At 75.1% G+C, this 19,441-nt stretch carries 16 protein-coding genes; 13 read left to right on the forward strand and 3 right to left on the reverse strand.

What is annotated here, in order from left to right; translation table 11 throughout:
* Positions 1 to 13: 13 nt before the first annotated feature.
* From JOE61_RS16275 to JOE61_RS16305, 7 genes are read left to right on the forward strand one after another with little or no spacing between them, the layout of a single operon-like run.
* Positions 14 to 1,573, forward strand: a complete 1,560-nt coding sequence (locus JOE61_RS16275) for a YveK family protein (RefSeq protein ID WP_193667197.1) — start codon at positions 14 to 16, stop codon at positions 1,571 to 1,573.
* Positions 1,570 to 2,790 carry an O-antigen ligase domain-containing protein gene (locus tag JOE61_RS16280; protein WP_193667198.1) on the forward strand — a complete coding sequence of 407 codons (1,221 nt, stop codon included), beginning with the start codon at positions 1,570 to 1,572 and terminating at the stop codon, positions 2,788 to 2,790. The genes JOE61_RS16275 and JOE61_RS16280 overlap by 4 nt, the downstream gene beginning before the upstream one ends.
* The gene (locus tag JOE61_RS16285; protein WP_193667199.1) at positions 2,787 to 4,049 is read left to right on the forward strand and encodes a glycosyltransferase; all 1,263 of its coding nucleotides are present in this window, start codon (positions 2,787 to 2,789) and stop codon (positions 4,047 to 4,049) included. Before JOE61_RS16280 ends, JOE61_RS16285 begins: the two co-directional genes overlap by 4 nt.
* A gap of 3 nt (positions 4,050 to 4,052) precedes the next feature.
* Positions 4,053 to 5,039, forward strand: a complete 987-nt coding sequence (locus tag JOE61_RS16290; protein WP_193667200.1) for a glycosyltransferase family 2 protein — start codon at positions 4,053 to 4,055, stop codon at positions 5,037 to 5,039.
* Positions 5,036 to 6,220: a polysaccharide pyruvyl transferase family protein gene (locus JOE61_RS16295; protein WP_193667201.1), complete on the forward strand. Its 1,185-nt coding sequence runs from the start codon at positions 5,036 to 5,038 to the stop codon at positions 6,218 to 6,220. Before JOE61_RS16290 ends, JOE61_RS16295 begins: the two co-directional genes overlap by 4 nt.
* Positions 6,217 to 7,539, forward strand: a complete 1,323-nt coding sequence (locus JOE61_RS16300) for an MATE family efflux transporter (RefSeq protein ID WP_193667202.1) — start codon at positions 6,217 to 6,219, stop codon at positions 7,537 to 7,539. The genes JOE61_RS16295 and JOE61_RS16300 overlap by 4 nt, the downstream gene beginning before the upstream one ends.
* Entirely contained in the window at positions 7,529 to 8,770 is a 1,242-nt protein-coding gene (locus JOE61_RS16305) for a glycosyltransferase family 4 protein (RefSeq protein ID WP_193667203.1), read from the forward strand. Before JOE61_RS16300 ends, JOE61_RS16305 begins: the two co-directional genes overlap by 11 nt.
* Here JOE61_RS16305 and rfbC read toward each other — a convergent pair.
* Positions 8,724 to 9,287, reverse strand: a complete 564-nt coding sequence (gene rfbC / locus JOE61_RS16310; protein ID WP_193667204.1) for a dTDP-4-dehydrorhamnose 3,5-epimerase — start codon at positions 9,285 to 9,287, stop codon at positions 8,724 to 8,726. The two genes, JOE61_RS16305 and rfbC, sit on opposite strands and share 47 nt — an antisense overlap.
* 137 nt (positions 9,288 to 9,424) lie before the next feature.
* Here rfbC and JOE61_RS16315 point away from each other — a divergent pair, with 137 nt between their 5' ends.
* Both JOE61_RS16315 and JOE61_RS16320 read left to right on the forward strand, forming a co-directional pair.
* Positions 9,425 to 10,669, forward strand: coding sequence for a class I SAM-dependent methyltransferase (locus tag JOE61_RS16315; protein WP_193667205.1), 1,245 nt, complete (start codon positions 9,425 to 9,427; stop codon positions 10,667 to 10,669).
* Between the two features lie 15 nt (positions 10,670 to 10,684).
* The gene (locus JOE61_RS16320) at positions 10,685 to 11,503 is read left to right on the forward strand and encodes a sugar phosphate nucleotidyltransferase (protein ID WP_193667206.1); all 819 of its coding nucleotides are present in this window, start codon (positions 10,685 to 10,687) and stop codon (positions 11,501 to 11,503) included.
* A gap of 538 nt (positions 11,504 to 12,041) precedes the next feature.
* Here the strand turns inward: JOE61_RS16320 and JOE61_RS21815 are convergent.
* Positions 12,042 to 13,628: a right-handed parallel beta-helix repeat-containing protein gene (locus JOE61_RS21815; protein ID WP_204797263.1), complete on the reverse strand. Its 1,587-nt coding sequence runs from the start codon at positions 13,626 to 13,628 to the stop codon at positions 12,042 to 12,044.
* Positions 13,629 to 13,781: 153 nt separating this feature from the next.
* Here JOE61_RS21815 and JOE61_RS16330 point away from each other — a divergent pair, with 153 nt between their 5' ends.
* Together JOE61_RS16330 and JOE61_RS16335 are read left to right on the forward strand one after the other, a co-directional pair.
* Positions 13,782 to 14,441: a PIG-L deacetylase family protein gene (locus JOE61_RS16330; protein WP_193667207.1), complete on the forward strand. Its 660-nt coding sequence runs from the start codon at positions 13,782 to 13,784 to the stop codon at positions 14,439 to 14,441.
* Entirely contained in the window at positions 14,438 to 15,784 is a 1,347-nt protein-coding gene (locus tag JOE61_RS16335) for a glutamate-1-semialdehyde 2,1-aminomutase (protein WP_193667208.1), read from the forward strand. The genes JOE61_RS16330 and JOE61_RS16335 overlap by 4 nt, the downstream gene beginning before the upstream one ends.
* Before the next feature lie 10 nt (positions 15,785 to 15,794).
* On the opposite strand, the gene rfbG is transcribed toward JOE61_RS16335, so the two are convergent.
* Positions 15,795 to 16,859, reverse strand: a complete 1,065-nt coding sequence (gene rfbG / locus JOE61_RS16340) for a CDP-glucose 4,6-dehydratase (RefSeq protein WP_193667209.1) — start codon at positions 16,857 to 16,859, stop codon at positions 15,795 to 15,797.
* A 121-nt stretch (positions 16,860 to 16,980) separates the two neighbouring features.
* On the opposite strand from rfbG, the gene JOE61_RS16345 reads away from it, so the two are divergent.
* Positions 16,981 to 18,315 (forward strand): DUF4910 domain-containing protein, encoded by a 1,335-nt coding sequence (locus JOE61_RS16345; protein WP_307823057.1) that lies wholly within the window; start codon positions 16,981 to 16,983, stop codon positions 18,313 to 18,315.
* Between the two features lie 98 nt (positions 18,316 to 18,413).
* Positions 18,414 to 19,145, forward strand: a complete 732-nt coding sequence (locus JOE61_RS16350) for a helix-turn-helix transcriptional regulator (protein WP_193667210.1) — start codon at positions 18,414 to 18,416, stop codon at positions 19,143 to 19,145.
* The last annotated feature ends 296 nt before the right edge of the window (positions 19,146 to 19,441 follow it).

Here is a 19,441-nt window from a genome sequence, read left to right on the forward strand (position 1 = left end):
GTCAGCCTGGCCGGTGGACGACGAGCAGTCGGAGGACCCCGAGCTCGCGGAGGTGGCGCCCGCGGTCGTGAGCCTGCACTTCCTGCGGCGCGCGCTGCGCCGGCGCTGGAGGGTCTGGGCCGGCTGCGCCCTGGCCGGCGTGCTGCTGGGGGCGGCCGTCGCGCTGGCGCTGCCGACGCGCAGCGCCGCGAGCGTGACGCTGCTGCTGGCGCACCCCGACGGCGCGGACCCGACGATGGCGATGAACACCGACGTGAGCCTGCTGCGCACCCGCACGGTGGCCGAGCGGGTGGTCGACGAGCTCGGCATCGACCTGACCTCCGAGCAGATGCAGGCCTCGATCCTGGCCAGCGTCGAGACGACCACGGTGCTCCAGCTCGAGGTCGAGGGTCCCGACGCCGACGAGGCACGACGGCGCACCGAGGCGGTGGCCACCACGTTCCTGGACTTCCGCAACGAGACCATGGAGGTGCAGACCGCTGCCCGCACCGACCGCTACCGGATCCGGGTCGAGGCCCTGCGCAGCGAGGCCACCACGCTCACGGCGCAGTACGACGTGCTCAGCGGCAGCGGCCCCCGGGGCCGGGCCGAGGCGGCCGAGGTGCTCACCCGGCGCGCCCAGGTCGACGCGCAGATCAGCGAGCTGGAGCAGGAGATCGAGCGCACCCGCATCGTCGCGGGGGCGGTCGCGGGGGCGAGCCACGTGCTCGACCCCACCGCCGTGCTCGCCGGCCGCTCGCTGGTGCGCAGCCTCGCCCTCGACACCACGGCGGGGCTCGTGGCCGGCGGGTCCGTGGGCGCCGGCTGGGTGCTGCTCGGCGCACTGCTCTCGCAGCGGGTGCGGCGCCGCGAGGAGATCGCGATGGCCCTGGGCACGCGGGTGTGCTGCAGCGTGGGCCGGGTGCCGACGCGGGTCTGGCGCGGGGCCGCGGTCCCGGCCCGGCGGCGTACGTCGCTGGAGCGGGCGGTGGCCAGCGTGTCGGGGCTGGTGGCCCCGGGTCCGGCCGGGGAGGGCCGCGCACCGGTGCGGTGGGCGGTCGGCGCGGTCGAGAACGGACCCGAGACCACGGTGCTCGCCGCGGCCCTGGCGGTGGACCGGGCCCGGGCGGGCAACCGGGTGCTGGTGGTCGACCTGACCGAGCGCGGCCGGGTGGGGCACGCGGTCGCCGGGCTGTGGAGCGGCGACGGGACCAGGCCGGTGGTGCTGCGCCCCGACGGGGTGCCCTCGCGCTCGGTCGGGCCGCTGCCGGGGGCCGAGCTGTCGGCGTCCACGGTGACCGAGGCCGAGTCGGCCTCCGACCTGGTGCTGGTCGTGGTCGACATCGACCCGGCCGTCGGTCTCGACCACGTCGCCGCCCGCGCCGAGCGCCTGGTGGTCGTGGTCAGCGCCGGTGGCTCGACCGCCGAGCGGCTGCGCACCACCGCCGAGCTGGCCCGGGCCGCCGGCCTGGAGCCCGCCGAGGCGGTGCTCGTGGGCGCCGACGCCGCCGACGACAGCCTGGGGCTGGCGCCCGTCGACGACGAGGACACCCGGTCGAGCCGCTCGCTGCTGCCGGGCCGGTGGGGCCGGTGAGCACGGTCCTGGCGGGGCCCTCCGCCGGCCCCCTCGCACCGGACCCGCGCCTGGGACGGCGTCAACGGACGCTGGTCGGCCTCGCCTGGGGCGCGCTGCTGCTCAACGTGCTGACCTACGCCGACACCGCCACCGTGGTGCCGCTGCCGACCCTGGCCGGCTCGGCGCTGACCCAGGGGGCGGTGCTGGTGGCACTGCTCCTGGCCCTGGTGGTCAACCCCGGTGGCGTGGTGCGCCCGCAGGTCTTCCTGCTGCTGCTGACGGTGCTGGCCATCGGTGCCAGCGCGGCCAGCCTCTACTCCGAGTTCTTCCTCTCCGCGACCTTCCGGGCCGGGCGGATGGTGCTCTTCGTGACCGTGCTGTGGCTGCTGAGCACCTGGTTCGGGCGGCGCGACATGCTGCTGCTGCGGATGCACCGCACGGCCCTGGCGGTGGTGATGGCGACCGTCTACGCCGGGGCGCTGGTGGCCCCCGGGCTGGCCTTCGCCTTCCAGGACCGCCTGGCCGGGGTGGTCTGGCCGATCCCGCCCACCCAGGTCGCGCACTACGCCGCGGTCCTGCTCGGCACCTCGCTGCTGCTGTGGATGTGCCGGCTGGTCGGCGGTGTGCGGGCCGGGCTGATGGTGCTGCTCTCGCTGCTGCCGCTGCTCGCCACGCACACCCGCACCGCCGTGATCGGGGTGCTCGTCGGTCTCGTGGTGGCCTCCCTGAGCCTGCTGATGGGCCACGTGCGGGTGCGGCGCACGCTGATGGTCGCCGGCGGCGGCGGTGCGATCGGGGCGGCGCTGTTCATCTCGCCGCTGACCGTGTGGCTGCTGCGCGGGCAGTCGGCCGACGAGGCCAACAAGCTGACCGGCCGCACCGACGTGTGGAGCGCGGTCGCCGACCTCGAGCGGCCGTGGATCGAGGACCTCTTCGGCTGGGGCCTGTCCGACCAGTCCTTCGGCGGGCTGCCCATCGACAGCAGCTGGGTGGCGACGTACGTCGACCAGGGCTGGCTGGGCGTCGGGGTGCAGGCCGCGGTGCTGCTCCTGCTGCTGCTGATGGCGGTCGTGCACCGGCCCGGGCCCGAGCGGGCCATCGCCCTCTTCCTGGTCGCCTACTGCACGGTCGCCTCGGTCACCGAGACCGGGCTGGGCGCCCCGTCGGTCTACCTGCTCGACCTGACCGTCGCCGCGTCGCTGCTGGTGCCCGGCTGGCGGGCGAGGCAGCCATGAGGGTCGTGGTGGTGCACGGCCGCTACCGCTCGGTCGCGCCGAGCGGCGAGAACCGCGTGGTCGACCAGGAGGTGCGGATGCTGCGCGCGGCCGGCCACGACGTGCGCACCTACGAGCGGCACAGCGACGACATCGCCGACTGGCCGGCCCGGCGCCGGGCGCTGCTGGCGATGCACAGCGTGCGCAACGGTCCCGTGCGCTCCGACCTGACGGGCTACCTGGAGCGCGAGCGGCCCGACGTCGTGCACGTGCACAACACCTTCCCGCTGCTCAGCCCCTCGGTGCTGCTGGCCTGCCACGACGCGGGCGTGCCGGCGGTCGCCACCGTGCACAACTACAAGCTGCTGTGCGCCAGCGGTGACTTCTACCGCGACGGGGCGCCCTGCCACGACTGCGCCGACGGGCAGGTCGCGCCCGCCCTGCGCCACGGCTGCTACCGGGCCTCGCACGCGGCGACGCTGCCGGTCGCGGCCGGGCTGGTGCTCAACCGGCGGCTGTGGCAGCAGCTGGTGTCGGCGTACCTGCTGATCAGCGACTCGCAGCGCGCGCTGCTGCAGGGTCTGGCGCTGCCCGAGGAGCGGGTCTTCGTCAAGCCCAACTTCGTCGACCGCGCCGAGGTCTCGCCGGTGCCGCGCGAGCACCTCGTGGCCCACCTGGGCCGCCTCGACGAGGCCAAGGGGATCCGGCTGACGATGGCCGCCTGGGAGCACCACGAGCGCAGCGCCCCGGGTTCGCGGCTGCGGCTGGTGATCGCCGGCGGCGGCCCCCTCGAGGGACTCGTGCGCGACTGGGCCGCCGGGCGCGAGCGGGTGCGGATGGTCGGCACGCTCGACCCGTCGGGCGTCGGCGCGCTGCTCGACCGCGCCCTCCTGGCGGTGGTGCCCTCGGCGTGGGAGGAGGTCTTCGGCCTGGTGGCCGTCGAGGCCATGGCCCACGGGTCGGTGCCGGTGGCGCCCGCACGTGGCTCCTTCCCCGAGCTCGTGCGCGACGGCTGGGACGGCGTGCTCTTCGAGCCCGGCAGCGCCGCCGACCTGGCCCGCGTGCTGGGCCGCGCCGACCGCGACCCCGGCGCCCTCCTCGAGGTCGGCGAACGGGCCCGCGCCACCTCGCGTCGCCGGTTCTCGCGCGAGCGCAACCTCGAGCAGCTCCTCTCGATCTACCGGTACGCCATCGCCCACCCGGCAGGAAGGACCTCCCATGCCACTCGTCCCGCCAGCGCCCCTCGCACCACCAGCCGCGCGCCGGCGACGGAGGGTTGAGCCGTGACCGGGTCACCGCCCGCGCCCCGCGTGAGCATCGGGCTGCCCGTCTACAACGGCGCCGACTACCTCGCCCAGTCCCTCGACGCGCTGCTCGGGCAGAGCTTCGAGGACCTCGAGGTCGTCGTGTCCAGCAACGCCTCGACCGACGACACCGACGACCTCGTGCGCGAGCGCGCCGCCAGTGACCCCCGGGTGCGCTTCGAACGGCTGGAGACCAACCTGGGAGCCGCGGCCAACCACGACGTCGTCCTGCGGCGCGCCCGCGGCGAGCTCTTCAAGTGGGCCTCGGCCGACGACCTCTACGCCGTCGACCTGGTCGAGCAGTGCGTGCGCCTGCTCGACGCCCACCCCGACGCCGTGCTGGCCCACTCGTGGACCGCCGCCGTCGACGAGACGGGCGCCGTGGTGCAGGCCCACGAGTACCCGCTGCTGACCAACTCGCGCCGGCCCTCCCGGCGCTTTCGCAGCATGCTCCTCGACGGCGACCGGATGCCCGGGGCGATCCGGGCCGACGACTTCTACGGGTTGGTGCGCGCCGACGTGCTCAGGCGGGTCCGCCCGCACGGCAGCTTCTACCGCGCCGACCACGTCTTCGTCAGCGAGCTGGTCCTGCAGGGGCGCTTCGTGCAGGTGCCCGACTGGCTCTACTTCCGTCGCCACCACGGCGGCCGGCTCTCGCACGACGAGGCGACCGTGCGCTCGTGGTGCGCCTCGCTCGACCCGCGGCGCGCCGACCGGCTGCGCAACCCGACCGTGCGGCTGGTGGGGGAGATGTTCACCGGCTACCTAGGCGCGGTGCAGCGCTCGGCGCTGAGCCCTGCGGAGAAGCGGGCCTGCGTGCGCCACCTGGCGCGGTGGGCGGCCTCGCGGGCGGGGCGGCGCATCGGCGGCGCCGACCCCGGCGTGCCGGCCGAGGAGTACGACGTCGTGCCGCAGCGCCGCGACCTGGCGAGCCGGGTCGTGGCGGGGCAGGGGGCCCGGCCGTGAGCCAGGCCGACCGCCGCCTGCGCGTCGGGTTCCTGGGCCGGCTGGGCGCCGGCAACCTGGGCAACGACGCCAGCCTCGAGGTGGTGCTGGGCCTGGTGCGCTCGCGTCGTCCCGACGCCGTGCTCGACGCCATGTGCTCGGGACCCGAGGTCGTGCGCGAGCGCTACGACCTGCCCGCCGTCGAGCTGCACCGCGCCCTGCGCGGGCCCACCGCCTGGCGGGTGCTCGCCGGGCTCGGGGTCGACGCCGTCCGCATCGGGCGGTGGGTGCGCCAGCACGACGTCGTGCTCGTGCCCGGCATGGGCACGCTGGAGTCGACGCTGCACGAGCGTGCCTGGCAGATGCCCTGGACCCTGCTGGTGATGGCCGCCAGCGGACGGCTCTGGCGCACCCGGGTGGCCCTCGTGGGCGTCGGGGCCGGGGCGGTGCCCGAGCCGGTCCAGCGTCGGATGCTGGTGGGTGCCGCCCGCCTGGCGCACTACCGCTCCTTCCGCGACGAGCGCTCCCGCGACGACCTGCGGCGGATGGGCCTGCGCACCGACGACGGGGTCTTCCCCGACGTGGTCCTGGCCCTGCCGGTGCCGGCGGGACCGGGGGCGAGGCCGCGCAGCGTCGGACTCGGGGTGATGGCCTGGTCCGGCAGCAACGGTGAGCGCGCGCAGGCCGAGCGCCTGCACGCGGCGTACGTCGCCGAGATGGGGCGCGTGGTCGAGCGGCTGCTCGAGCGCGGCTACGACGTCAGCGTGCTGGTCGGTGACGGCGACGACGTGCCGGTGGCCCGGGCCCTGGTGGCCGGGGCCCGCGACGAGCGGGTGCGGCTGCTGGTGCCCACGACCCCGGACGAGCTGGTCGAGGCGGTCGCGTCGGTCGAGGTGGTGGTGGCCGCGCGCTACCACAACGTGGTCGGGGCGCTGCGCAGCGCGACCCCGGTCGTGGCGCTGTGCTACGCGCCCAAGCACCGCGACCTGATGGCCCTGATGGGGGTCGAGGAGCTGTGCCACGACCTGCGCGGCCTCGACGCGGCGAGGCTGGTGGACCACGTCGACGAGGTGCACCGCGACCGCGAGGCCCTGCGCGCCCGCCTCGAGCGGCGCCTCGACGAGCTGGCCCCGGTCTTCGAGCGGCACTTCGACGAGGTGGCCGCGAGGGTGCTGGGCGCCGGCAGCGAGGTGGTCGCATGAGCGGCGTGCCGGTCGGGCGCGCGGCCCTGCTGCGCACCGTGGGCCGGCTGGGCTGGGGGGTCGCCGACCAGGGGGTCTCGAGCGTCAAGAACTTCGTGCTCGGGGTGTTCGTGGCCACCACCCTGGGCGCCCAGAGCCTCGGCGCGCTGGGGCTGGTGCTGGTGACCTACGCGATCGTGCTGCAGGCCGCCCGGGGGCTGGCCACCGACCCGCTGATGGTGCGCTACACCGGCACCGAGCCCCGCACCTGGCGCTCGTCGAGCGCCGCGGCCACCGCCACCGCCACGGTGGTGGGCCTGGTCGCCGGCGCGGCCTGCCTGGGTGGCGGCGCCGTGCTGACCCGCTGGGTCAGCGGCGAGGGCGGGACAGCCTTCACCGCGCTGGCCCCCTGCCTGCCGCTGCTGGCGCTGCAGGACAGCTACCGCTACGCCTTCTTCGCCGCCGGGCGCGGCGCCGCGGCCTGTGCCACCGACATGGTCTGGGCGGTCTCGCTGGTCCTGCTGCTCCCGCTGGGGGCGCCGCTGGGGCTCGACGGCATCGCGTGGGCCGTCGTGGCCTTCGGCGCCAGCGCCGGGATCTCCGCCGCGTTCGCGGCCTGGCGGGCCCGCACCCTGCCCGACCCGCGACGGGTCCTGTGGTGGTGGCGCGAGCACCACGACCTCGGCACCCGCTTCCTGGGCGAGAACGTGACGCTCGGGGTGGGCCAGCAGGTCACCGTCCTCGTCGTCGCGGCCGTCGCCGGGCTCGGCGCGCTGGGCGCCGTGCGTGGCGCGGAGATGCTGATCGGGCCGGTGGCCAGCCTGCTGATGGGGATCTCGCAGGTGGCGGTGCCGGAGGCGGTCCGGGCCCGCGCCAACGGCCGCGCCTCGCTCGAGCGGCTCTGCCGCGCCCTGAGCGGCGGGCTGGCCGCGGTGGCGCTGCTGTGGGGCGGCCTCGTCTTCGTCGTGCTGCCCCACGGCCTGGGGGAGCGCCTGCTCGGCGAGGTCTGGCCCAGCGCCCACTCGCTGCTGCCGGCGGTGGTCCTCGGCGCCACCGCGGGCTGCCTGCACGTCGGGCCGTCGGCGGGGCTGCGCGCCCTGGGCCGCGCCGACCTGACGCTGCGCATGCAGGCGCTGGTGACCTCGACGTACGCCGTGCTCGGCACCGCCGGCGCGGCCGCGGGCGGGGCGGTCGGGATGGTGTGGGGCACCGCCGCCGCCTCCTGCCTGGGAGCCGTCGCGTGGTGGCTGGCCCTCGACCACGCCGCGCGGGCGGCGCTGCCGCTGCCGCCGGCCACCGCGCTGGTCGAGCCCGAGGAGATCGAGAGCCGTGTCGTCTGACGCGCCGGAGGTCGTGGTGGCCACGGTGATGCGCCGCGAGGGCGGCAGCGGCGTCCAGACCCACGTGCGCACCGTGGTCGAGCACCTCGAGGCGACCGGCCGGCCGGTGCGGGTGGTCAGCCCCTTCGACGCCGCCTCGCCGCTGGTGCGGCCGGTCTTCGCGGTGCGGCTGGCGCTGCAGCCGGTCTCGGGCGCGGCCGGGGTGTGGTGGTACCGGCACTGGCACACGGCGTACCTGCGCGCCGCGCTCGGTCCGGCGCTGGCCACCGCCCGGGCCGGCCGGCGGCCCCCCGTCGTCTACGCGCAGTGCCCCGGGTCCGCCCTGGCGGCGCTCACCGTGCGCGAGCGCGCGGGCGGCGCGGAACCGGTGGTGATGGCCGCCCACTTCAACGTCTCCGAGGCCGACGAGTGGGCCGGCAAGGGGGAGATCAGGCGTGGCGGGCGGGTCTTCCGCGCCGTGCGCGAGCTCGAGGCCCGGGTGCTGCCGCGCCTCGACGGCCTGGTCTTCGTCTCCGAGGCGGCGCGCCGCGACTGCCTGGCCCGCGTGCCCGCGGCCGCCCGCGTGCCGTCGGTGGTGGTGCCCAACGCGGTGCCGGCCCTGCCGGCGCTCCCCGACCCGGCGGGCGCCGACCCGGCGAGCCCTGACCCGGCGGGACCGCTGCGCGACCTGGTCACCGTGGGCTCGGTCGAGCCCCGCAAGAACCAGGGCTACCTGCTCGAGGTGCTGGCCGAGGCCCGCCGGCGCGGACGCCCCTGCACGCTCACCGTGGTCGGCGACGGTCCCCAGCGCCGTGGGCTCGAGCGGCGCGCGCGGGCGCTGGGCGTCGAGCGCGACGTCCGCCTCGTGGGGCACCGCACCGACGTGCCCGCCTGGCTGGCCGGGCACCGCGTCTACTGCCACGCCGCGCTCACCGAGTCCTTCGGCATCGCGCTCGCCGAGGCGATGCGGGCCGGGCTGCCCGTCGTCGCGGGCGCCGTGGGCGGCATCCCCGAGGTGGTGCGCGACGGGGTCGAGGGCCGGCACTGGCCGCTCGACGACGTCGCCGCGGCCACCGACCTCCTGCTCGACCTGCTCGACGACCACGACACCCGGCGACGGATGGGCCGGGCCGGGGCGGCCCGCGCCGCCGACGAGCTCGGCACCCAGGTCGTGGTGCCCCGGCTGCTCGACTTCCTCGGGTCGCTCAGCGCTCGGCCGGCGCCGGCCCCAGCAGGTGGCGCACCTCGCTGAGCGGGGGCGCCGCCCGGTCGTTCGCCGAGAGCAGGGTCACCGGCAGCGGCCACGCCACCGCGATGTCGGGGTCGTCGTGGGCGATCGCCAGCGACGCGGCCGGGTCGTGGCGGCGGTCGATGCGGTAGGAGGTGTCCGACGGCTCGCGCAGGGCCTGGAACCCGTGCGCGCAGCCCGCGGGGATGTAGACCGAGCGCTGCGACTCCTCGGTGAGCTCGAAGCCCTCCCACTCGCCGTACGTCGGCGAGCCGACGCGCAGGTCGACCACGACGTCGTACAGGGCCCCGCGCGAGCAGCGCACCAGCTTGGCCTCGCCGGCCCCGGTGCGCACGTGCAGGCCGCGCACCACGCCGCGGTGCGAGCGCGAGACGCTGTCCTGCACGAAGTCCTCGGCGCGCACGCCGTGCTCGCGCGCGACGTCGGCGTCGAAGGTGCGCGCGAACCAGCCGCGCTCGTCGGGCACCGGCTCGGGCTCCACGACCAGCACCCCGGCGATCCGGGTGCGTCGTACCTGCATGCTCCCCACCTCCTGGCCCGACCCTCTCCCGCCCGTCGGGCGGCGACCTCACGAAATTGGGGTAATCGGGCGCCTCGTCGGCTCGCAGGCCTCGTCGCGGGCCCACGCTGGTGGCTCCAGAGACGAGGAGGACGAGCATGGGACGACGCAGCTGCCGGCTGTGCGGGGCCGACCTGAGGACCACCTTCGTGGACCTGGGGATGTCCCCGCCGTGCGAGAGCTACCTGGCCGAGGAGGACCTCGACCACGGGGAGGTGTTCTACCCGCTGCACGTGCGGGTCTGCGACGAGTGCCTGCTGGTCCAGCTGCCCGCCTACATCCCGGCCGAGGACATCTTCAGCGACTACGCCTACTTCTCGTCCTACTCCGACTCGTGGGTGCGCCACTGCGAGCGCTTCGTCGAGACCGCCGTCGAGCGGCTCGGCCTGGGCGGCGACTCGTTCGTCGTCGAGGTGGCCAGCAACGACGGCTACCTGCTCCAGCACACCGTGGCCCGCGGCATCCGCTCGCTGGGCATCGAGCCGGCGGCCAACGTGGCCGTGGCGGCCGAGGAGCGCGGGGTCCCCACCGAGGTGCTCTTCCTGGGTCAGGAGACCGGCCGCAAGATCGCCGACGTGCACGGGCGCGCCGACCTGGTCGTGGCCAACAACGTCTTCGCCCACGTGCCCGACATCGTCGACTTCAGCCGCGGGATGCGCGAGCTGGTCGCCGACGACGGGCGGGTCAGCATCGAGATCCCGCACCTGCTGCGGCTGGTCGAGGGCCGTGAGTTCGACACGATCTACCACGAGCACTACTCCTACCTCTCGCTGCTGACCACGCAGCGGGTGCTGGCCGCGGCCGGCCTGAGCGTCGTCGACGTCGAGGAGCTGCCCACCCACGGCGGATCGCTGCGCACCTGGTCGGCGCGCACCGAGACCGCGCCCGAGCCGTCGGAGGCGGTGGCCCGGGTGCTGGCCGACGAGGCCCGGGCGGGGCTGCACACGCTCGAGGGGCACGCCGGCTTCGCCGCCTCGGTCGCCGAGGTGCGCGACGACTTCGTGGAGTTCCTCGTCGAGTGCCGCCGGCAGGGCCGCAGCGTGGCGGCGTACGGCGCACCCGGCAAGGGCAACACCCTGCTCAACCACTGCGGCGTGCGCGCCGACCTGCTGTCCTTCGCGGTCGACCGCAACCCCCACAAGCACGGCAGGTTCCTGCCCGGCACCCACATCCCGGTGCTGCCGGTCGAGGCGCTGGCCCAGGCCCGCCCCGACTTCGTGGTGATCATGCCGTGGAACCTCCGCAAGGAGATCACGGCCCAGCTCGACTACGTGGGCGGGTGGGGCGGCCAGCTGGTCGTGGCCCTGCCGCGCCTCGAGGTCTTCCAGGCCGGACCGGCCTGACGAGAGGAGTACGACATGAAGGTGGTCCTGTTCTGCGGTGGCCTGGGGATGCGCATGCGCGCCGACAACCAGTCCCTGCCCAAGCCGATGATGCCGATCGGCAGCCGGCCGGTGCTCTGGCACGTGATGCGCTACTACGCCTACTTCGGGCACACCGACTTCGTGCTGTGCCTGGGCCACGGCGCGCAGGCGGTCAAGGACTACTTCCTGAACTACCAGGAGACCGCCTCCAACGACTTCGTGCTCACCAAGGGCGGCTCCTACATCGAGATGCTCGGCACCGACATCAGCGACTGGACGATCCGCTTCATCGACACCGGCATGGACACCGCGATCGGCGAGCGGCTGCGCCGGGTGCGCCCGCACCTCGAGGGCGACGGCGTCTTCCTGGCCAACTACGGCGACGTGCTCACCGACGCGCCCATGGACGAGCTGGTGGCCCAGTTCGAGCAGACCGACGCCGTGGCGCAGATGCTGGCCGTCAAGCCGCAGGACTCCTTCCACGTCGTCGACGTCGACGGCGCCGGGCAGGTCTCGGGGCTGGTACCGGTCGCCGACATGTCGCTGTGCATCAACGGTGGCTACTTCGTGCTGAGCCAAGGCATCTTCGACTACCTCGAGGAGGGCGACGACCTGGTGATGGACGGGTGCGTGCGCGCTGCTCGCGACGGCCGGGTGCGCGCGGTGCGCTACGACGGCTTCTGGGCCCCCATGGACACCCTCAAGGAGCGCACCGCCCTGGAGGAGAAGTACCGCCACGGGATCAGCCCCTGGGCGCTGTGGCGCGACCACCCCGTCCAGCCCGGCACCCCCGTCACCCCCGTCGCCCTCTGACCCGGCCCAGATCTCGCGCTGACCCGGCCGGGATCTTCGGTGACCCCGGGCGCCGGGGGCGAGCCCCGGTGCACGAGGTGCACGAGGGTGCACCGAGCGTCGTACGACGGCGCAACGGAGGGGATCTGCTCCGGGGCGGCGTGGTGGCTTCTGCCGAGCCGGCCCGAACTTCTCGTCGAGCCGGCCGAGATCCACATGTCCCCGGCCCGGCTCCTGGCGCAACGCCAGCGCGGCACGGCGCTGGTCGTCGTACGCCGCACGCGCGGAGATCTGCGCCGGCTCGAGGCGAGGTTCGGGCCGGGTCAGCGCGAAGTCCTGGGCCGAGTCGGCCTGAACTTCTTGTCGAGTCGGCCCGAACTTCCCTTCGAGTGGGCCGGGATCCACATGTCCGCGTCCGGGCTCCTGGCGCAAGCTCGGTGCCCGCGGCCTTGATCGTCGTACGCCGCACGCGCGGAGATCTGCGCCGGCTCGACGCGAAGTCCAGGCCGGGTCAGCGCGAAGTCTGGGCCGGGTCAGCGGGCCATGTGGGCCGGGTCGGCTACTGGGTGCTGCTGCCGGCGTCCTGGAGGTAGGGCTCGCTGCGCCACTGGTTCCAGGTCACGAAGGTGCCGGCCTCGAGGGCCATGAAGAGCCAGGGGCCGCGGTAGGTGTTGTCCCAGAAGCGGTTGTCCTGCTCGAGGGTCACCGCGTTCTCCACGAGAGTGCCCTGGAAGGGCGAGTGCGGCGGGAAGGTGCCCCAGTTGGAGAAGATGCCGCTCACCCCGCAGATGTTCTCCTCGGTGCACTCGGGGCCCAGCTGCTCGGGGTCGAGCTGGAAGAGGTTGTCGTGCACGTGCACGTGCTGGGACTTCCAGCGGCAGTCGTCGAAGTAGGGGTCCTCGGCGATCAGGTCGGGGTCGGCGCAGGCCTCGAAGGTGGCGACCTCCGGGTTGACCAGGGTGGTGTCCTGGGTGGGGTTGGCCGGCGAGCCGGCGTAGCGGTCGGCGTTCTCCCAGATCGCCACCCCGCCCCAGTTGTCGATGAAGCGGTTGCCGGCCACCACCAGCGCCTCGCCGTGCAGCCGCCCCGCGCGCGGGTCGGCCCCGGACTCGGAGACGTAGACCGCCGGGGTCGGGAAGCCGGGGTTGCGCGGGCCCTTGACGGTGCCGTTGCCGATGAAGGTGTTGCCCACGATCGAGGCGTTGTAGCTGGTCTCGTAGACCAGGCCCTCGGAGTCGTTGTGCTCGACCAGGTTGCCCTCGATGGTGAAGCCGGTGTTGTTGTTGTCGGCCCACAGTCCCGGGCCGGTGTTGTGGTGCACCCAGTTGTCGGTGATCTCGGCGCCGGTCGTGGCCCAGAACTTGCCCCCGCCGGTGCACCCGCAGGTCGGGATGCGCTTCTCCCAGTCGGCGGTGTTGTTGTGGCTGATCTCGTTGTGGTGCAGCACCACGTCCTGCGGACCGGTCGGGGAGTAGGCGCTGAAGCCGTACTGGCCGTTCTCGGTCAGGCAGTTGTGTCGCACCACCGCGCCGTCGCCGAGGAAGACCCCGGCCCCGCCGTTGCGGCGCAAGGTGCTGTGCTCGACCAGCCACCCGGGGGCGCTGTCGTGGTTGACGACGCCCTGGTTGCGGTTGTCGAGCCGGCCGCCGAAGCCCTCGACGGTCAGGTGGCGCACCGTCACGTCGCTGGCCTGGCCGGTGAAGGCGTAGAGGTTGGTGCCGTCGCCGTCGAGCACCGCACCGGGCGCGCCGACGAAGGTGTCGCCGTCGTGCGGGCGCACCGAGTCGTACGCCGTCTCGCCGAGGCGGTGCCGACCGGGTGCGAGCCAGAAGGTCGTGCCGGGCGGCGACTCGCTGACCACCAGTGGCAGGTCGTCGGAGTCCCGGACCACCACGGCGCCCTCCGGCGGCTCGGCCGGGCCGTCGAGCCTCGGCGAGCCGCAGATCGCTGCCGGTGCGTCGTCGGGGGCCTCGGCGCGTGCCTGCGGCTCGGCCCCGGGACCGCCCACCGGCCCGCCGGTCGCGGGGTCGGCGGCGCCGAGCGACGACGTGCGCAGCGCTGCCAGCGAGGCGACCAGCACCACGGCGAGCCCTGCCCAGCCCAGCAGGAGGCGGGGGCGGGGGCGGGGGCTCGGACCTGGGGGCACCCGGCCACGGTAGGACCGCCGCCCGTCCCCCGGGCGACCCCTGGTGGCCGATCTACCGCATATCGGGGAGGTCTGCGCACCAGGAGCCCACGCCGCCCCGCCGACGCGCAGGATCGCCACGACGGCCGCGTGGCGACGGTGAGGGGGACCGACGTGCTGGAGCTGGGGATCGGCGCTGGGGCGCTGGAGGTGGTGTGCCTGGGTGCGCACCCGGACGACATCGAGATCGGGTGCGGGGGCACGTTGCTGCGCCTGGCGAGCCGGCCGCAGACCTCGGTCACCGCGCTCGTGCTCACCGGCACGCCCGAGCGCGTCGGCGAGTCGGAGGCGGCGCTGGAGCGGCTGTGCCCCGGCACCCGCCTGCACTGCGCCGGGCTGCCCGACGGACGGCTCCCGGAGCACTGGGGGGCGGTCAAGCAGGCGCTCGAGGACCTCGCGGCCACCCACCGCCCGCACGTCGTGCTGGCGCCGCGCGCCGACGACGCCCACCAGGACCACCGGATCGTGGGCGAGCTGGTGGCCACGACCTGGCGCGACGCCCTGGTGCTGCACTACGAGATCCCCAAGTGGGACGCCGACCTGCGCCCGCCCACCCACTACGTGGCCCTCGACGAGGAGACCGCGCGCCGCAAGTTCGCCGTCCTCGACGCCTCCTTCCCCAGCCAGCACGGGCGCGACTGGTGGGACGAGGAGACGTTCCTGGGCCTGATGCGCCTGCGCGGCGTCGAGTGCCGCGCCAGGTACGCCGAGGGCTTCTCGTCCTCGAAGGTCCTGGTCGGCCTCGACGGCGCACGCGGGGGAGCGGGCTCGTGAGCGGCCCGGCGGACCCGGACTTCTCCCGGTCGCTGCGCGCGCAGGCGCGCCTGCACGAGCTGGTGCCCGGCGGGGCGCACACCTACGCCCGCGGCAGCGACCAGTACCCCGAGCAGATGCCGCCGGTGATCGTGCGGGGCTCCGGGGCGCGGGTCGAGGACCTCGACGGCAACATCTTCGTGGAGTACGGCATGGGCCTGCGCTCGGTGACGCTGGGCCACGGATTCGCCCCCGTGGTCGCCGCGGTCTGCCGGGCCGTGCGCGACGGGGTCAGCTTCACCCGGCCCTCGGTGTGGGAGCTGCGGGCCGCGGAGCGCTTCGTCGAGCAGGTGCCCGGAGCCGACATGGTCAAGTTCGCCAAGAACGGCTCGGACGTCACGACCGCGGCGGTGCGCCTGGCACGGGCCGCGACCGGGCGCCCGCTCGTGGCCGTCTGCCGCACCCAGCCCTTCTTCTCCACCGACGACTGGTTCATCGGCTCGACCGCGATGCCGCACGGGGTGCCGCCCGCCTACCGCGGCGACACCGTCGGCTTCGACTACAACGACCTCGACTCGCTGCGGGCGCTGCTCGCCGAGCACCCCGGCCGGGTCGCGGCGGTGGTGATGGAACCGGCCTCCGCGACCGCCGAGCCGGCCCCCGGCTTCCTCGAGGGCGTACGACGCCTGGCCGACGAGGACGGGTTCGTGCTGGTCTTCGACGAGATCATCTGCGGGATGCGCTGGTCGCGCCACGGGGCCCAGCACGTCTACGGGGTGCGCCCCGACCTGTCGTGCTGGGGCAAGGCGCTGGGCAACGGGTTCCCGATCGCGGCGCTGGCCGGGCGGCGCGAGCTGATGGAGCTGGGTGGGCTGCGCACCGACGCGGAGCGGGTCTTCCTGGTCTCCACCACCCACGGCGCGGAGACCGGCGGGCTGGCGGCGTACCTGGCGGTCGCCGACGAGTACGAGCACCACGACGTGGTGGCCACGATGACCGAGCGGGGCGCCCGGCTGGCCGGCGCCGTGCGCGACGAGGTCGCGGACGCGGGGCTCGAGCAGCACGTGCAGCTGCACGGGCGTCCGACCTCGATGGTCTTCGCGACCCTCGACGGCCAAGGCCGTCCGTGCCAGGCGATGCGCACGCTCTTCCTGCAGGAGCTGCTGCGCCACGGCGTGCTGGGCCAGTCGTTCGTGGTCTCGGCGGCGCACACCGACGACGACCTCGACCTGACCGCCCACGCGGTGCGCCAGGCGCTGCCGGTCTACGCCCGGGCGCTCGAGCAGGGCGGCGTCGAGGGCCTGCTGGTCGGGCGCCCGGTGGCGCCGGCCCTGCGCCCGGTGGCGGCCCCCCGCCGGCTCTGAGCCGGCCGCCTCAGGAGCGCCGGGTCTCGGCGTGCCGCTCGAGGTAGCACTCGACCTGGCGGTCGACCGCCTCGCGCGGTGGCTCGCCGGCGCGCACCGACTTCTCCCAGTCGACGGTGATCCGGACCGCCTCCGGGGCGCTGAGCACGGGGTGCCACCCGAGCTCGGTACGCGCCAGCGTCGAGTCGAGCGCCAGCAGGCCGGCCTCGTGGGGGCCCGGGTCGCCGGTGGCCTCCCAGCGCGCGCCCTCGCCCCACTGCCGCGCCATCAGGCCGGCGACGTCGGCGACGCTGAGGGTGTCGGCGCTCGACGGGCCGAAGTTCCACCCCCGGTCGTGGGCGCGCCCGGGCAGGTGCTCGGCGACGGTCAGGTAGCCGCTGAGCGGCTCGAGCACGTGCTGCCAGGGGCGTACGGCGTCGGGTCGGCGCAGCCGCGCCGGCTCCCCGGCCGCGAAGCGTGCGACCAGCTCGGGCAGCAGCGCGTCGGGGGTGGCGTCGCCGCCGCCGACCACGTTGCCGGCACGGGCGGTGGCCACGCCGAGCCCCTCGCGCGGGAACGAGGCGACCATCGAGTGGGTCAGCAGCTCGGCGCAGGCCTTGCTGGCGCTGTAGGGGTCGTCGCCGCCCAGCGGCTCGCTCTCCCGGTAGCCCCAGTGCCACTCGTTGTTGCGGTAGACCTTGTCGGTGGTCACGACCACGCAGCTGCGCACCCGCGGCACCGCGAGCACGGCCTCGAGGACCGCCAGGGTGCCGTCGACGTTGCTCGAGAACGTCTCGCGCGGGTCGCGGTAGGACTCGCGCACCACCGACTGGGCCGCGAGGTGCAGCACCGTGTCGGCGCCCGAGGCCTCGACGGCGGCGGTGAGCCGGTCGCGGTCGCGGATGTCGCCCACCCGGTCGTCGACGAGGTCGTCGGCGCAGCGGGCCCGCGTGTGCAGGAAGTGCTCGGGGGTCGCCAGGGCGTAGCCGTGCACCCGCGCACCCATGCGGTGCAGCAGCCGGCTCAGCCAGGCGCCCTTGAAGCCGGTGTGTCCGGTGACCAGGACGTCCCGGTCCCTCCAGTGGGCTGGGTCCATGGCCGGTGACGCTAGTGCCCCCGCGGGGACGGACGGGCCGCTCCGCGCAGCGGTACCCAGTTGTGGGTAGACCCGGGGCGGGCACGGCTCGGGAGCACCGGGGCGGGGGGAGGGTGGCCGCGTGGAGGACGACGAGGCTGCCGGTCGCAGGCGGCGGGTGCGCGCGCGCATGCAGCGCCTCTACCCCCTGTGCCGCAGCATCACGGGTGACGGGGTGCGCGCGACCCTCGACGTCCTCGCCCAGGACCTGCCCGAGGGGGTCGAGCTCCGACGCCACGAGGTGCCCACCGGCACCCAGGTGCACGACTGGGTCGTCAACGACGAGTGGAACGCCCGCGCCGCGTGGATCGCCGACGCGACCGGGCGGCGCCTGGTCGACCTGGCCCGCCACACCCTGCACCTGGTGGGCTACAGCGTGCCGGTGCGCGCCTCGATGAGCTTCGAGGAGCTGCGCCCGCACCTGCACACCATGCCCGACCGGCCCGACTGGATCCCCTACCGCACGACCTACTACGAGCGCACCTGGGGCTTCTGCCTGGCCCACCGCGACCTCGCCGGCCTCGAGGAGGCCGCGCGCCTGGGGCCGCTGGAGGTCGTCGTCGACACCACGGTCGCTCCCGGCTCGCTGACGTACGGCGAGGTGGTGCTGCCGGGCAGCGAGGAGGGCGAGATCCTGCTGTGGACCCACCTGTGCCACCCCTCGCTGGCCAACGACAACCTGTCGGGGCTCAGCGTGGCCACCGAGCTGGTCCGCGAGCTGGCGCGGCGTCCCCTCCGGCTCGGGGTGCGGCTGCTGCTGGCCCCCGGGACCATCGGCTCGGTCACCTGGCTGGCCCGCAACGCCGAGCTGCTGCCGCAGGTGCGCCACGGGCTGGTGCTGACCGGCCTCGGCGGCCCGGGGCCGCTGGTCTACAAGCGCACCCGGCGCGGCGACCGTCCGGTCGACCGGGCGGCCGAGCTGGTCGTGGGCGCACGCGACGGCCAGGTGCGCGACTACTCGCCCTACGGCTACGACGAGCGGCAGTTCAACGCCCTGGGCTTCGACCTCCCGGTGGGCCGGGTCTCCCGGACCCCGCACGGGGAGTACCCCGAGTACCACACCTCGGCCGACGACCTGGACTTCGTCACCGACGACCAGCTGGCGGCGGCGTACGACGCGGTGCTGGAGGTGGTCGAGTCGCTGCAGGCCGACGTGACCTACCGCAACCTCAGCCCGTACGGCGAGCCGCAGCTGGGCCGGCGCGGGCTCTACCCCACCACCGGCGGCAAGAACGCCACCGACGCCGTGATGGCGATGCTGTGGCTGCTGGCCTCCTCGGACGGGGCCACGTCGCTGGTCGAGGTCGCGGCCCTCTCGGGCGCCTCGGTGGCCTCGCTGCACGCGGCCGCGCAGGACCTCGAGCGGGCCGGTCTGCTGGCCCGCGAGGCGTCCCCGGCGCCTGCTCACCACTATTAGGCATCTTCGCCCCGGCCGCCGTGTCGGCCCCGGCCGCGTTCCTAGGCTGCCGCCACGGGCCGGGGAGGCCCGACAGCAGACCGGGAGGGGGTGGGCACGTGGACCTGGCCGCCCGCCCGGAGAGCGACGAGAGCAACGACCCGGTCTCGACGTCCCCGGTGCGCTCGACCACCGGCTCCCGTGTCCTCTTCGTCTCCGGACGACACCTCGTCGGCGACGCCATCCGCGTCGCGCTCGAGAGCCGCGGCCTCGAGATGGTCACGCTGCCCGCCGCCGAGACCGGTCAGGAGCCCGTCTCGCGCCAGCGGCTCGCCGGGTGGCGCGTGGGCGCCGCGCTGGTCGTCGGCGACTTCCTCAGCGCCCAGCAGCGCGAGAGCGTCATGCGGCTGCCGCACCTGCCGCTGCCCTGGCTGCTGCTGGTCGAGGAACCCGGCGACCCGCGGTGGATCGACCTGGTCGAGGCCGGGGCCAGCTCGGTGGTGCCGAGCTCGGTCGGCCTCGACGACCTCGTGCGGATGCTCGACGACCTCTCGGTGGGCCGCCCGGTCGCGTGGCCGGGCCGGGAGGAGCTGGAGCAGCAGTGGCGGCGCCTGCGCGAGGAGCAGGAGGAGGTGCAGCAGCGGATGCTCAGCCTGAGCCCCCGCGAGCGCTCCGTCCTGGCGCTCCTGCACGACGGCCTGTCGGTGCGCGAGGTCGCGGAGCTGACCGGCGTGCGCGAGGGCACCGTGCGCAGCCAGGTCAAGGCGGTGCTGCGCAAGCTCGCGGTGAGCTCGCAGCTCGCCGCGGTCGCGCAGTACGACCGCTGGCTCCAGCAGGCCGAGCGCGCCTGACTCGCACCGCCACTTGGCACGCGCGAGACCCAGCGGAGGGTACCCCCGCGTGGGCTGCTGGCGGATGGAGTACGCCTGCTCCCTCGACGACGCCCGCCGTGCGAGGCACGGCTCCGTGTCCTCCGACTGAGCGCATCCGAACGAACGGACGCCGCTGTCTGTCCGGCTCCGCGGGGGCCAGGCGGCCATGACCGCCTTCCTCTCCCGCCCCAAGCAGCAGCTCGCGAGCCGGCGTCACCTCCGCACCGGTGGTCGGGCAGCAGGGAGCGCCGGCGACGCGCGTCGTGGCGACCAGG

The sequence above is a fragment of the Nocardioides salarius genome (assembly GCF_016907435.1).
GTDB lineage: Bacteria > Actinomycetota > Actinomycetes > Propionibacteriales > Nocardioidaceae > Nocardioides > Nocardioides salarius.

Excerpts from the sequence above, each read along its gene's own strand:
- JOE61_RS16285 (WP_193667199.1), top strand. The coding sequence starts at position 2,787 with ATGAGGGTCGTGGTGGTGCACGGCCGCTACCGCTCGGTCGCGCCGAGC.
- JOE61_RS16300 (WP_193667202.1), top strand. The coding sequence starts at position 6,217 with ATGAGCGGCGTGCCGGTCGGGCGCGCGGCCCTGCTGCGCACCGTGGGC.
- rfbC (WP_193667204.1), bottom strand. The coding sequence starts at position 9,287 with ATGCAGGTACGACGCACCCGGATCGCCGGGGTGCTGGTCGTGGAGCCC.
- JOE61_RS16315 (WP_193667205.1), top strand. The coding sequence starts at position 9,425 with ATGGGACGACGCAGCTGCCGGCTGTGCGGGGCCGACCTGAGGACCACC.
- JOE61_RS16320 (WP_193667206.1), top strand. The coding sequence starts at position 10,685 with ATGAAGGTGGTCCTGTTCTGCGGTGGCCTGGGGATGCGCATGCGCGCC.
- rfbG (WP_193667209.1), bottom strand. The coding sequence starts at position 16,859 with ATGGACCCAGCCCACTGGAGGGACCGGGACGTCCTGGTCACCGGACAC.